This is a genomic window from Oceaniradius stylonematis, from assembly GCF_003149475.2.
Classification (GTDB): domain Bacteria; phylum Pseudomonadota; class Alphaproteobacteria; order Rhizobiales; family Rhizobiaceae; genus Roseitalea; species Roseitalea stylonematis.
Genome location: NZ_QFWV02000008.1, coordinates 243,584 through 256,517 on the forward strand (window position 1 = coordinate 243,584; position 12,934 = coordinate 256,517).

Annotated in this window: 12 protein-coding genes and 2 pseudogenes; 9 read left to right on the forward strand and 5 right to left on the reverse strand. The window is 65.7% G+C overall.

Features of this window, described 5'->3' with window-relative positions; all coding sequences use genetic code 11:
• Window positions 1-66: 66 nt before the first annotated feature.
• Both DEM25_RS14335 and DEM25_RS14340 read right to left on the reverse strand, forming a co-directional pair.
• The gene (locus tag DEM25_RS14335; protein WP_109766394.1) at window positions 67-1,476 is read right to left on the reverse strand and encodes an FAD-binding oxidoreductase; all 1,410 of its coding nucleotides are present in this window, start codon (window positions 1,474-1,476) and stop codon (window positions 67-69) included.
• Window positions 1,436-1,891: a DUF2267 domain-containing protein gene (locus DEM25_RS14340; RefSeq protein WP_342633484.1), complete on the reverse strand. Its 456-nt coding sequence runs from the start codon at window positions 1,889-1,891 to the stop codon at window positions 1,436-1,438. Before DEM25_RS14340 ends, DEM25_RS14335 begins: the two co-directional genes overlap by 41 nt.
• Before the next feature lie 141 nt (window positions 1,892-2,032).
• Here DEM25_RS14340 and DEM25_RS14345 point away from each other — a divergent pair, with 141 nt between their 5' ends.
• The 6 genes and pseudogenes from DEM25_RS14345 to DEM25_RS14365 all read left to right on the forward strand — a co-directional run bounded on the left by DEM25_RS14345 (window position 2,033) and on the right by DEM25_RS14365 (window position 7,676).
• A complete protein-coding gene (locus DEM25_RS14345) occupies window positions 2,033-2,542 on the forward strand; it encodes a thioesterase family protein (protein WP_281004548.1) in 510 nt (169 codons plus the stop codon).
• Window positions 2,539-4,176, forward strand: a complete 1,638-nt coding sequence (locus tag DEM25_RS14350; protein ID WP_109766396.1) for a chloride channel protein — start codon at window positions 2,539-2,541, stop codon at window positions 4,174-4,176. Before DEM25_RS14345 ends, DEM25_RS14350 begins: the two co-directional genes overlap by 4 nt.
• A gap of 208 nt (window positions 4,177-4,384) precedes the next feature.
• Window positions 4,385-5,228, forward strand: a pseudogene (locus DEM25_RS18525) (ATP-dependent helicase); the annotation flags it as partial.
• Between the two features lie 149 nt (window positions 5,229-5,377).
• Window positions 5,378-6,988, forward strand: a pseudogene (locus DEM25_RS18530) (ATP-dependent helicase); the annotation flags it as partial.
• Window positions 6,989-7,030: 42 nt separating this feature from the next.
• The gene (locus DEM25_RS14360) at window positions 7,031-7,282 is read left to right on the forward strand and encodes a hypothetical protein (RefSeq protein ID WP_109766398.1); all 252 of its coding nucleotides are present in this window, start codon (window positions 7,031-7,033) and stop codon (window positions 7,280-7,282) included.
• A complete protein-coding gene (locus DEM25_RS14365) occupies window positions 7,266-7,676 on the forward strand; it encodes a PIN domain-containing protein (RefSeq protein ID WP_109766399.1) in 411 nt (136 codons plus the stop codon). Before DEM25_RS14360 ends, DEM25_RS14365 begins: the two co-directional genes overlap by 17 nt.
• On the opposite strand, the gene DEM25_RS14370 is transcribed toward DEM25_RS14365, so the two are convergent.
• From DEM25_RS14370 to DEM25_RS14380, 3 genes are all read right to left on the reverse strand, one after another.
• Complete coding sequence (locus DEM25_RS14370; RefSeq protein WP_109766400.1) at window positions 7,660-8,580, reverse strand: diacylglycerol/lipid kinase family protein; 921 nt, start codon at window positions 8,578-8,580, stop codon at window positions 7,660-7,662. The two genes, DEM25_RS14365 and DEM25_RS14370, sit on opposite strands and share 17 nt — an antisense overlap.
• Before the next feature lie 8 nt (window positions 8,581-8,588).
• Complete coding sequence (locus DEM25_RS14375) at window positions 8,589-9,029, reverse strand: CreA family protein (protein ID WP_245412924.1); 441 nt, start codon at window positions 9,027-9,029, stop codon at window positions 8,589-8,591.
• Window positions 9,030-9,171: 142 nt separating this feature from the next.
• Window positions 9,172-9,963 (reverse strand): DUF2189 domain-containing protein, encoded by a 792-nt coding sequence (locus tag DEM25_RS14380; protein ID WP_196780392.1) that lies wholly within the window; start codon window positions 9,961-9,963, stop codon window positions 9,172-9,174.
• A 173-nt stretch (window positions 9,964-10,136) separates the two neighbouring features.
• On the opposite strand from DEM25_RS14380, the gene DEM25_RS17825 reads away from it, so the two are divergent.
• From DEM25_RS17825 to DEM25_RS14390, 3 genes are all read left to right on the forward strand, one after another.
• On the forward strand, window positions 10,137-10,301 hold the full coding sequence (locus tag DEM25_RS17825; RefSeq protein ID WP_158585278.1) for a hypothetical protein: 165 nt from the start codon (window positions 10,137-10,139) through the stop codon (window positions 10,299-10,301).
• A 109-nt stretch (window positions 10,302-10,410) separates the two neighbouring features.
• Complete coding sequence (locus tag DEM25_RS14385; RefSeq protein WP_109766401.1) at window positions 10,411-10,983, forward strand: SCO family protein; 573 nt, start codon at window positions 10,411-10,413, stop codon at window positions 10,981-10,983.
• Window positions 10,984-11,089: 106 nt separating this feature from the next.
• Window positions 11,090-12,934 (forward strand): cation:proton antiporter, encoded by a 1,845-nt coding sequence (locus tag DEM25_RS14390; protein ID WP_109766490.1) that lies wholly within the window; start codon window positions 11,090-11,092, stop codon window positions 12,932-12,934.

The window sequence follows — 12,934 nt, forward strand, 5'->3', positions numbered from 1 at the left end:
GGGTCAGGGCGGCATGCGCCTGTTGTCGGGCCTCAAAGCGACAAGATCAAGACGCAGGGCGCGCCGTCACAGACGCAATATCTTGCCGGGGTTCATGATGTTGTCTGGATCGAGCGTCCGCTTGATCGACCGCATCACGTCGACCGCGCCGCCCATCTCCATCTCGAGGAAAGCCATCTTGCCCTGGCCGATCCCATGCTCGCCCGTGCAGGTGCCGCCCATGGCCAGCGCCCGCAGGTTGAGCCGCTCGACGAAACTTTCCGCGGCGGCGATCTCCTCCCGGCTGGTATCGTCGATCAGCAGCAGCACATGGAAATTGCCGTCGCCCGCATGGCCGACGATGGGCGCCACCAGATCGTGCTCGGCAATGTCGGTCTCGGTATCCACGATGCAGTCGGCAAGCTGCGAGATCGGCACGCACACATCGGTGGAAATGCCCTTGGCACCCGGTCTCAGCGTCAGCGCCGCCCAATAGGCATCGTGGCGCGCCTGCCACAGCCTGGAGCGGTCCTCCTCGTGCGCCGACCAGATGAACGGTCCGCCGCCCAGATCGCCGGCGATCTCGCCGAAGGTTTCGGACTGTTCGGCAACGCCCCGTTCGGTGCCGTGGAACTCCAGGAACAGGCAGGGACCGACCGGCAGATCGAGCGAGGCATAGTCGATGATCGCCTGCATCTGCAGCGTGTTGGCCAGTTCGATGCGCGCCACGGGCAGGCCCATCTGGATGGTCGTGATCACCGCCTGGACCGCCGCCTCCAGCGTCGGAAACGGACAGACGCCGCCGGTGATCGCCTCGGGCTGTCCGGCGAGCCGCAACGTCAGCTGCGTGATGATGCCGAGCGTGCCTTCCGAGCCGATCATCAGCCGCGTCAGGTCGTAGCCGGCCGAACTCTTGCGCGCCCGCTTGGCGGTGGTGATCTTGCGGCCACTGGGCAACACGACATCCAGCGAGATCACATTGTCGCGCATCGTGCCGTAGCGCACCGCATTGGTGCCCGAGGCGCGCGTCGCCGCCATGCCGCCAAGGCTGGCATCGGCACCCGGATCGATCGGGAAGAACAGGCCGGTGTCGCGCAGATGGGTGTTGAGCTGCTTGCGCGTGACGCCCGGTTCGACCACGCAGTCGAGATCCTCGGCATGCACTTCGATGATGCGGTTCATCTGGCTGACATCGATCGAAATGCCGCCGCCGGGCGCGTTTACCTGGCCTTCGAGCGATGTGCCCGTGCCGAACGGAATGATCGGCACCCGGTGTGCCGCGCACACTTCGACCGCCGCCTGCACATCGTCGGCCGATTGCGCGAACAGCACGCCGTCGGGCATCTGCGCGGGAATGTAGGTCGTCGTGTGCGCATGCTGGCCGCGCAGCGCCGTGCCGGTCTGGAACCGCTCGCCGAAGCGCTGCTTGAGGATGCCCAGCACCAGCGCGATGCCGTCATCGTTGCGCGCCACCCGCGCCAGATCCTTCAACGCCATGTCCGTGCTCCCAGAACGTCCGTGCGTCAGGTGACAGCTTGGCCATGGCCTTGTCAAACCGGTCGCCGTCGGCGTGACGCCGCAGCGTGGCGGCAACCAGCGCGATCGAACCATGCGGCGCGAAATTGTGGTCGGCACGCAGCGCGCGCACCTCCGCCTCCAGCGCATCGCGCGCCGGAAAGCCGGCGCTGTGTTCGCTTGCCGTCCAGCCGGCAACGAAGATCGCCCGCAAAACGGCTGGCAGCGCGTCGGCGAAGACGAGCACCTCGTCGGGCCCGAGACGACGGCGAAATGCGAGCAGAACCGCCTGGACGACGGTGTAGGTCTGGTTGCGCGTCGCAAGGCCGAGCGCATCGCCCGAATCGGCCAGGAACGCATCGAAGCGCTGCGTGGCGAGCTGGTATTCCTGCGGCATGGGCATTGTCGGGCAACGGGCTCGTGTTAACGGTCTGCATCAAATTTGGGCAGATCACCTTGCCGCGATGCGCTGAGACCGTAATGTGGGAGCCGGTCGCAAACAAGCGGCCCGAGTCGCAGGAGGCGGCCGGAAGTCGCGGTGGGCAACGCAGACAGTCACACAACGCAGTTCATCAGTCCGGTAGCGGGTATCGAGCCCGGCTGGATCGACTATAACGGCCATCTGAACATGGCCTACTATCTGGTCCTGTTCGACAGAGGCTATGACGTCGTCGCCGACCATCTTGGCATGGGCGCCGAATATGCGCGAACCCGCCGGATGACCACCTATACGGGCGATGCGCGGATCGCCTATCTCAACGAGGTGCACCGGGACGCCGATCTGGTCACCACCTACCAGATCCTCGATCACGACGAAAAGCGCATCCATGCGTTCCAGGAACTGCGCCATGCCGGCGACGGCAAGGTTGCCGCCACCTGCGAAACGCTGACGCTGCATATCGACATGGGAGGGCCGAAAGTCTGCCCCTTTCCGGCCGACGTGATGGAACGCGTTGCAGCGCTGGCGGCCAGCCATGCCGGCTTGCCGGTCCCCGACGGCGTCGGCCGGCCGATCGGCATAAGGCGCCGGCCGAAGGTGGCGCCATGACGCCCGTCGAGCGCCTGCGCTTCTGGGCCGATGTGATGTGGCGCTGGGTGCGGCCGAACCTGCGCACCTTCCGGGAAACCCGTACGCCGAAACTGTGGCTCTTGTCGCTGGTCATCGGCGCGGCCGTGGCGGTCGCCGCCGTCATGTTCCGCGAGGCGATCGGTCTTGTGCAATATTGGTGGCTGCGCAACACCACCGAACAGACGCTCACGGCGGCGCAGAATGTCGGCTGGTACTGGGTGCTGGCCGCGCCCATCGTCGGCGGTCTGGTGGTCGGCCGGTTGCTGGAGCGGGTTTCGGCGCGCCGCGCCGGCAATGTCGCCGACGTGATCGAGGCGCGCGCGCTGACAGGCAGGCCGCTCGGCCTGCGCGACGGGCTCTGGTCCGCGGCGATTTCGGCGATCTCGCTGGGTTCGGGCGCCAGCGCCGGCCGCGAAGGACCCGTCATCCATCTGGGCGCGACGCTCGCCTCGGTCATCGCATCTCGCCGCAAACTGCCCGAATGGTGCGCGCGCACGCTTCTGGCCTCGGGCGTCGCAGCGGCGATCTCCGCCTCGTTCAACGCCCCGATTGCCGGCGTCCTGTTCGCCCATGAGGTGATCCTGCAGCACTATTCGATGCGGTCCTTCGTGCCGATCGTCATCGCCTCGGCCGTCGGCTCGGTGATCTCGCGCATCTGGTTCGGCGAGGCGAGCGCCTTCATCATCCCGGACTACCAGATCACCTCCTATTGGGAGTTTCCCGCCTTCGCGCTTCTGGGCGTCGTCGCCGCGCTCGTTGCGATCGCATTCCAGTTCGCGCTGTTTTCGGCCGACTATGTCGCCCGCTCCGTCACCATTCCGCTGCGCTACAAGCCGGTTGTCGGCGGCGCGATCATCGGCGTGATGGGCATCTTCTTTCCGCACATTCTGGGCGTCGGCTACGAAGTCACCGACAAGGTGCTGTGGAACCAGCTGCCGCTGTCGCTTCTGATCATGCTGATCGTCATGAAGACGGCGGCGACCGCGATCACGCTGGCGGCGCGGTTTGGCGGCGGCATCTTCTCGCCGGCCATCTATCTGGGCGCGCTGACCGGCGGCGCCTTCGGGCTGATTGCCGGCTCGGCCTTCCCGGACATGGCCTCGTCCGAGGGGCTTTACGCGATCCTTGGCATGGGCGCGGTGGCCGGCGCGGTGCTGGGCGCGCCGATCTCGACGACGGTGATCGTCTTCGAACTGACCGGCGGCTACGCGCTTTCGATCGCGCTCCTGCTGACGGTGGCCATTGCGCACGGCGTCAACCAGGCGGTGCACGGCCATTCCTATTTCCACTGGCAGCTCGAAATGCGCGGCCTGTTCGACCATCAGGGGCCGCACCGGCAATTGATGCGCACGAAGAAAGTCATGGACTTCATGGATGTCGTCGCCGGGGACGCCGGACGCGAAACCATCGATCCCGACAAGGACACGCCGGCGCTCAAGCCCGGAGACACGCTCGAACATGCGCTGCGCCAGTTCGATTCCGGCGGCCATGCGCGCCTGCCGGTGGTCGATCCGCGCGATCCGACGACGATCATCGCCTGGGCGACCCAGGTGCGCGCCCTCAGCTATTTCAACAAGGCGCTGATCAAGGCGAGCGAGGAAGAGCATAAGTAAGGGCCCCCGCCTCCCCCTTGAGGGGAAGCACACGAGACCAAGCGGAGCGCTGGTCGAGTGGGTGGGGGTGTCAATTGTCCGAGGCATCCGAACAAGACCCCACCGGGCTCTGTCTCGCTTGGCTCGCCAGTCGCCGACCTCCCCTCAAGGGGGAGGTGGAGACCAGCGCCGCTTCCTTTCGCCCCCCAAATCCCTACATTGCGAATCAATGAGCAATCCGTTCGACGACATTCCCTTCGACGACGCCCACGGCGCGGCGCCCGCGCCAAAACCGGCAGGCGGCGGCTCGGGCATCGCCGCGCGCGCCATGGGCGCCCGGCAGCAGCCGGACTATCTGACAGGCCTGAACCCCGAGCAGCGCCGCGCCGTCGAAACCACCGAAGGCCCTGTTCTGGTGCTTGCCGGCGCGGGCACCGGCAAGACGCGCGTCCTGACCACACGCATCGCCCATATTCTCGCCCAGGGGCTCGCCTGGCCAAGCCAGGTGCTGGCCGTCACCTTCACCAACAAGGCCGCCCGCGAGATGAAGGCGCGCATCGGCCTTCTGGTCGGCGGCGCGGTCGAGGGCATGCCGTGGCTCGGCACGTTCCATTCGATCGGCGTGAAGATGCTGCGCCGCCACGCCGAACTGGCGGGGCTGAAATCGGATTTCACCATCCTCGACACGGACGACCAGATCCGGCTTCTCAAACAGCTCATCCAGGCCGAGGGGCTGGACGACAAGCGCTGGCCGGCGCGCCAGTTCGCGATGATGATCGACGGCTGGAAGAACAAGGGTTTCGGCCCCGCCGACATTCCCGAGGGCGACGCGCGCGCTTTCGCCAACGGCAAGGGCCGGGAACTCTACACCGCCTACCAGAACCGCCTGAAGACACTGAACGCCTGCGATTTCGGCGACCTTCTGTGCCATCCGATCCGCGTCCTGAAGGCCAATCCCGACGTGCTCGCCGAGTATCAGCAAAAGTTCCGCTACATCCTCGTCGACGAGTATCAGGACACCAACACCGCGCAATATCTGTGGCTGCGGCTTCTGGCGCAGCGGCGGGTGAGCGCCCCCACCTCCCCCTTGAGGGGAGGTCGGAGAAGCGAGCAAAGCGAAGCTGATCCGGGTGGGGGTGACATCGGTGCCGATACCCCCACCCGGCTCGACACTGTCTCGCCGACCTCCCCTCAAGGGGGAGGTGGAAACGCTGCACCGCCGAATATTTGCTGCGTCGGCGACGACGACCAGTCGATCTATGGCTGGCGCGGGGCCGACGTCGACAACATTCTGCGCTTCGAAAAGGATTTTCCGGGCGCCACCGTCGTCAAGCTGGAACGCAACTACCGCTCGACCGCTCATATCCTCGGCGCCGCCTCCCACCTGATCGGCCACAATGAAGGCCGGCTCGGCAAAACCCTGTTCACCGACGCAGCCGACCCGGACGACCCCAAGGTCAATGTGCATGCCGCCTGGGACTCCGAGGAGGAAGCGCGCGCCGTCGGCGAGACGATCGAGCGCCACCAGCGCGACGGCAACAATCTCAACGACATGGCGATCCTCGTGCGCGCCTCCTTCCAGATGCGCGAATTCGAGGACCGCTTCGTCACGCTGGGGCTCAACTATCGCGTCATTGGGGGCCCGCGCTTTTACGAGCGCATGGAGGTGCGCGACGCGATGGCCTATTTCCGCGTCGTCTGCCAGCCTGCCGACGATCTGGCCTTCGAGCGCATCGTCAACACGCCCAAGCGGGGCCTCGGCGATGCCTCGGTGCGTCTCGTGCACGATTACGCGCGCAGGAAGGGCATGCCCATGCTGGCCGCCGCCGCCGAGATCGTCGCCACCGAGGAAATGAAGCCCAAGCCGCGCGCCGCCCTGCGCGGCGTCGTCGAGAACTTTGCCCGCTGGCAGGAACGGCTCGACAGCACGCCCCACGCCGAACTGGCCGAGACCATCCTCGAGGAAAGCGGCTACACCGCCATGTGGCAGGCCGATCGCTCCGCGGACGCGCCAGGGCGGCTCGAAAACCTGAAAGAGCTCATCCGCTCGATGGAGGAGTTCGAATCCATGCGCGCCTTCCTCGAACATGTCTCGCTCGTCATGGATGCCGAGCAGAACGAGGACCTGGACGCGGTGTCGATCATGACGCTGCATGCGGCCAAGGGGCTCGAATTCGACACGGTGTTCCTGCCCGGCTGGGAGGAAGGCCTGTTTCCGCATCAGCGCGCGCTCGACGAGGGCGGCCGGTCGGGCCTCGAGGAAGAGCGGCGCCTTGCCTATGTCGGGCTCACCCGCGCCAAGCGCAACTGCCACATCTGGTTCGTCTCCAACCGGCGCATTCACGGTCTGTGGCAGTCGACCATTCCCTCGCGCTTTCTCGACGAACTGCCGACGGACCATGTGGACGTTGCCGAACCGCCCACCTCCTATGGCGGTCATGGCGGCTACGGCCAGTCGCGCTTTGACCGCGCCGATACGTTCTCGACCAGGCGCGAATCGCCCGGCTGGCGCCGCGCGCAGGCCAACCAGACCGAGGCGACGCGCGGCAATTGGGGCTCGCGCTCGGGCATCGCCGTGGAGCGCATCGGCTATGGCGAGACGGATTCAGGCTTCGGCGCCGGCAAGGGTTCGGTCAAGGGCCGGGTGATCGAGGGCGAGCTGATCGCCAAATCCGTCGCCGACGAGCCCTCCGCCTTTGCCGTTGGCGACCGGGTGTTCCACCTCAAGTTCGGCAATGGCAACATCACCGCCATCGAGGGCAACAAGCTGACCATCGCCTTCGACAAGGCCGGCGAGAAGAAGGTGCTGGACGGGTTCGTGGAGATGGTGTGAGGGTCACTCGCTGTCACTGTGAAACTGTGATACTGTGTCGACATGAAGAATGTGACCATATCGCTGGACGATGATCTCTACCGCCGCGCCCGCATCCTTGCCGCCGAGGAGGACACGACGGTGACCGCTATGGTGCGCGCCTATCTGGAGGAGAAAACGCGGCAGAAGGATGAGTTCGAGCGGTTGTTGAAGTTGCAGGAAGACCTGCTGGCCACCGAGACAGGCCTCGACCCCGCCGAAAACCTCAGCCGCGACGAAATCTATAGCGAAAAGGGTGATGCCCGCTTTCGTTGACACCAATGTGCTGATCTACGCCATTGTCGGCGAGGAACATGAGCGGGCAAAAAGGCATATCGCCAGAGACATGCTTCGCCGTGACGATCTCGTGTTGTCCTACCAGGTCCTGACCGAGTTCTGTCACCAGGCGACGCGCCGAAACCGGTCAGGGGCGCTGACACCGGAAAGAGCGTCGCAATATGTACGGGCGTTTTCGCGCTTCCACATTGTGCCGGGAACGACAGACCTCGTGCTCACCGGCCTCGAACTGCGCCGCACCACCAACTATTCCATGTGGGACTGCATGATCATCGCTGCGGCGAAAGCCGGCGGCTGCGACACGCTGCTGAGCGAAGACATGGATCACAAACGCAACGTCGCTGGCGTCACTGTCGTCAACCCGTTTGCGTGACGCCCGGCGGCACCTCCGGCGCCAGCACCTCCAGGGCCCCCGGATCGATCCGGATGTCGACCGGGCTGCGCATTTTCACCAGTTCGCCATCGATTGCGGCACGGATCGTCCCGCGCCGGGTCAGCCTCAGCGCCGTCGCCGTCGTTTCCGAAACAAACGGCAGCTCCTGCCAGCTGCCCGTCTGGATCGCCGCGGCCAGCCTTGCAACATGCGCCGAACCGCGTGACCGGATGGCGTAAACGCCAAGCACGCCCTCATCGAGCCGGTCGGCGAACGGCAGATGCCCCGGCCCGAGCCGGTTGTTGGAGACAAACAAGGCGGCCATCGCGACCGGCCGCTCCACACCGTCCTGGTCGAGCCAGAGCCGCACGCGCGGCGGCCTTGCGATCAGGCGCAGCGCGGCGCGCGCCGTACCCACCAGCTTGCCCAGCCGGGAGCCGTACTTCACCCGGTCGCGGTCGGCGATCAGCTCTGGATGAAGACCCAGCGAGAATTCGTGGATGAACGGCCGGTCGTTGGCATAAGCGATGTCGACTTTGCGCACATCGCAGCCCGACAGCGCTTCGGCGGCGGCAAACGGATCGACCGGCAGGCCCAGCGAGCGGGCAAACAAGTTCATGTTGCCGCCCGGCACCACCGCCAGCGCCTTGCCGTGGCGGACGGCAAGCCCCGCCGCGAGCGATACCGTGCCGTCGCCGCCGGCCGCCAGCAGCCCGTCGGTCGTGCGGTCGGCGGCTGCCTCGCGCAACGCCTTGGCGGCATCCTTGTCCTGATCGCTGAAATCGATCCGGTGGCCCTGCGCCGCCAGCGCCTCGGCGATCCGCGCCTTCAGGGCGTCGATCTCCACGGACTTGAGCGTCGACGCGCCCGGATTGATCACGCCGGCGAAGGACAAGTCCCTCATCGCTGCGTCTACTCCGGCGCGCCGTTGGCCCAGGTCACGTCCTGACCGTAGAGCGGAACGGTCGACAGGTTCATCTTGGCCGAGCCTTCCTGCACCTGGCGTGAATGGGACAGGTAGATCAGCGTTTCGTTCTGCGCGTCATAGATGCGCTTGACGACGAGCTGCTTCCAGATGATCGAGCGGCCCTCGCGGAAAACCTCCTCGCCATCCTCGTCCAGCGCGATGTCGCCGATGGCGATCGGGCCGGTCTGCCGGCAGGCGATCGACGAGTTGGACGGGTCCTCGAACCAGTTGCCCTGCTGCAGCCGGTCGATCAGGCCGCGCTCGAAATAGGAGATGTGGCAGGTCACGCCCTGAACATCGGGATCGTTGATCGCGTCGATGATGATGTCGTTGCCGAACCAGTCGACGCCCACCTCGCCGACCTGTTCGGCTGCGGCCGGCGCCATGGAGGCGACCGCCGCTGCAAGAACGGCCCCGCATGACAGGGCAACAATCTGCGGACGAAAGAACATGGCAAACCTCTTTGTCATCTGTGGCAAACGCCACGGTCAGATGGAGGGTTCCCCGCGCCGGTTCAATGCCCGCTTTCTATTGCACCGCCTTCTTGTAGATGTGCCATGTGGCGTGGCCGAGCACCGGCAGAGCCACCAGAAGCCCCAGGAACACCGGGATCATCGCGGCGATCACCATCAGCGTGACGATGACGCCCCAGCCCAGCATGACCATGGGGCTTGCCGCCACTGTCTTCACCGAAGTGATCATCGCTGTGACGAAATCGACGTTGCGGTCGAGCAGCATCGGGATCGACACCACCGTCACCGAAAACAGCACCAGCGCCAGCACGGCGCCGACCACATGGCCGATGGCGAGAAACAGCCAGCCCTCAGGCGTCGTGAAGACGACATCGGTGAACCGCTCGAGCGTCGAAAACGACATGCGTCCCAGGATCAGCGCGATCAGCAGCCGCACCTGGTACATCCAGATCCAGAAGATGAACAGGACGACGAACGCCATGAACGCCAGTTCGCGCTTGGACTGAAAGCGGATGACCGACAGGATTTCGTTCCAGGCCAGAGGCTCGCCCGCAGAAAGGCGCCGGCTGACTTCATAGAGCCCGACGGCGGCAAACGGCGCGATCAGCGGAAAGCCGATCGCCACCGGATAGATCATCCAGGGCATGTCCCAGACGAACAGCGACTGGGCGATCAGAAGGCCGCCGATGACGTAGACGCCGGAAAAGAAAAAGCCGAACAGAGGCGCTTTCAGAAAATCGGCATAACCGGCATTGAAGGCTTCGCGAATGTCCTTGGCGGTCAACGTGTTGACGGCCGGCATCGTGCCGGCAACGCCGTTGCCATTGTCCGTTTTCGTGGTCGACATGGCGTCCTCCCTGCCAGTCTGTGGATCGTAGGTCTCCCAACCGACCGACCCGGGTCCGATCATGCCCGCCCTCGCCTGCCGAAATCAAGCATAACCGGCGCCCGCCGCCGATTTGCGCGCAATCCCCGCCGCCCGCGCTGGCCATTCCGGTCTCGTCTTGCTAGTCTGGAGCCATGGACGCAACCGCCCCCAGCCGGCCCAAGACCGCCCTTTTCGCCCCGGTCGCCATCACCGCCGCCATCCTCGCGGCGGGGCTTTCGGGTGTTTACGCGGTTTCGGACCGGGGCGCGGCGCTTTTCGTCGCGCTGATCGAAACCGGAATGGCGTGGTGCTTCTGACGCCTCACGGTCGGAATTGACGCCGCCGCCTGCGCGCAAATGCGCAGGTGAAATCGGGGCGCCGCGTGCGTAAAAGGACGGCATCCATCCCCGAACATGGACCCGTCCGATGCGTTATCTGTTCGCCGCCCTTGTCGTTGCCCTTGGCATCGCGCTGTTTGCGCTGACCTTCTCGATCGTCAACCAGCGCGAACCCGATGCCGCCTATGGCGTGCCGTTCGCGCTCGTGGACCAGGACGGCGCGCCGATCACCGAGGCCGCCTTCAGGGGGCAGCCGACCGCGCTCTTTTTCGGCTTCACCCACTGTCCGGAAATCTGCCCGACCACGCTTTACGAACTGGACGGCTGGTTCGCGCAGCTGGGCGAGGAGGGCGCCGACATCGACGCCTATTTCGTCACCATCGACCCCGAGCGCGACACGCCCGAACTGCTGGGCGACTATGTGGCCTCGGTCACCGACCGGGTGCGCGGCATCAGCGGCGATCCCGATGCGGTGCGCGAGATGGCGCGCGGCTTCGGCGTCTATTTCAAGCGCGTCGAACTGGACGATGGCGACTATACGATGGACCACACCGCCTCGATCTTCCTGCTCGATTCGGCTGGCGCCTTCCGCAAGACGATCGCCTATGGCGAAAACCCCGATACGGCAGTCGAAAAGCTGCGCGACCTTGCCGGAACCTGAGCTTTGTGCAGGCTCCAGGGAACCGACAGGCCTCTGGGCGGTTGACGTTGGCGCACAAGCTGCCATGTGATTGGCTGGCGCCACGCTGCGCGGAAGGGACATCCGCTTGGAACTGATCGCGATGAAGATCGCCGCCATCGGCGCGGCAGGCATTGCCGCCCAGTGGCTGGCTTGGCGGCTGCAACTGCCGGCCATCGTGCTGCTTCTGGCCGCCGGATTTGCAATGGGGCCGGCCACCGGTCTCATCGATCCGGTCCGCGACTTCGGCGAGATCTACAAGCCCGCGGTCGGGCTCGCCGTCGCGATCATCCTGTTCGAGGGCGGGTTGACGCTCAACTTCCGCGAGATCAGGGAAACCTCCCAGACCGTCCGGCGTGTGATCTTCCCCGGCGGGCTGTTCGTCTGGATCGGCGCGGCGCTGGCCGCCCACTATGCCGGCGGGCTGAGCTGGCCGGCCGCCATCATCCTGGGCGCGGTGCTGGTCGTCACCGGCCCAACCGTCATCATGCCGCTCCTGCGCTCGGCCAAGCTCAAATCCCGTCCGGGCGCGATCCTGCGCTGGGAAGCGATCATCAACGACCCGATCGGCGCGCTCTACGCCGTCGTCGCCTTCGAAGTGTTCCTGGTCTGGCAGGGCGCCACCAGCGCCGCGCAGATCGCCGTCGACATCGCGGTGGCCTTCGCCTTTGCCATCATCGCCGGATACGGGCTCGGGCGGGCGCTGGCCTGGGCATTCGGACGCGGCCATGTGCCCGACTACCTCAAGGCGCCGGTGCTGTTTGCCACCGTCATCGCCCTTTTTGCCCTGTCCAACCTGCTGCTGGAGGAATCCGGACTGCTGACGGTCACCATCATGGGCATCACGCTGGCCAACTCCAGGATTGCATCCCTTACCGAAGTGCGCCGCTTCAAGGAAACCGTGACGATCCTGCTGGTCTCGGGCCTGTTCATTCTCCTGACCGCAGCGCTCGACTGGCCGACGATCCGGAGCCTCGACTGGGGCGCGGCGGCCTTCGTCGCCCTGCTTCTGTTCGTCGTGCGCCCGCTGGCCGTCTTCATCGCCACCATCGGCAGTCCGCTGAGCTGGCAGGAACGCCTGCTGGTCGGCTGGATCGCGCCGCGCGGCATCGTCGCCGTTGCCGTGATCGGCCTGTTCGGCACCTCGCTCGTCAATCTGGGGATCGAGGACGGCACCAAGATGATCGCCTTCACCTTCGCGGTCGTCGTCGCCTCGATCATCCTGCACGGCTTCTCGCTCGGCCCCCTCGCCCGCCGGCTCGGTCTGCGCTCGACCGAGGAGCCCGGCCTTTTGATCGTCGGCGGCTCGCGCTGGACGACCGCGCTTGCCGGCAAGCTGCACGAGATGGACGTGCCGGTCCGGATCTCCGATCCCAACTGGAACCATCTGAGCGAAGCCCGCTTTGCCTCGATCCCCGTCCATTACGGCGAGATCCTGTCGGAGCACGCCCACCACCATCTCGACCTGAACCGCTATGGCGCCCTGCTCGCGGCGACCGATAACGACGCCTACAACGCGCTTGTCTGTACCGATTTCGGACCCGACATCGGCCGCACCAACATCTTCCAGATCGGCGACCACAGCCAGCGCACCGAGCGCCAGACGCTCAGCTTCACGCTGGGCGGCAAGCAGCTCTTTTCGCCCGGCCTCGAAATTCACGAACTCGACCGGCGTGTCAGGCAGGGCTGGACCTTCCAGTCGACCCGGCTGACCGACGAGTTCACCCATGACGATTTCGTCGGCACCCGGTCGGTCGACACCCGCGTGATCCTGTGGCGCAAGCCCGGCGGCCGGCTTGTCTTTGCCGCTGCGGCCGCCGACCAGAAGCCGCAGAAAAACGACGTCATCCTGTCGTTTGCCCCGCCGCGCCCGAAAAAGGATGTGCCGGCGGCCAGTACGGCCAAGCCCGTTCCCGATCTTCCCGACGCGTGA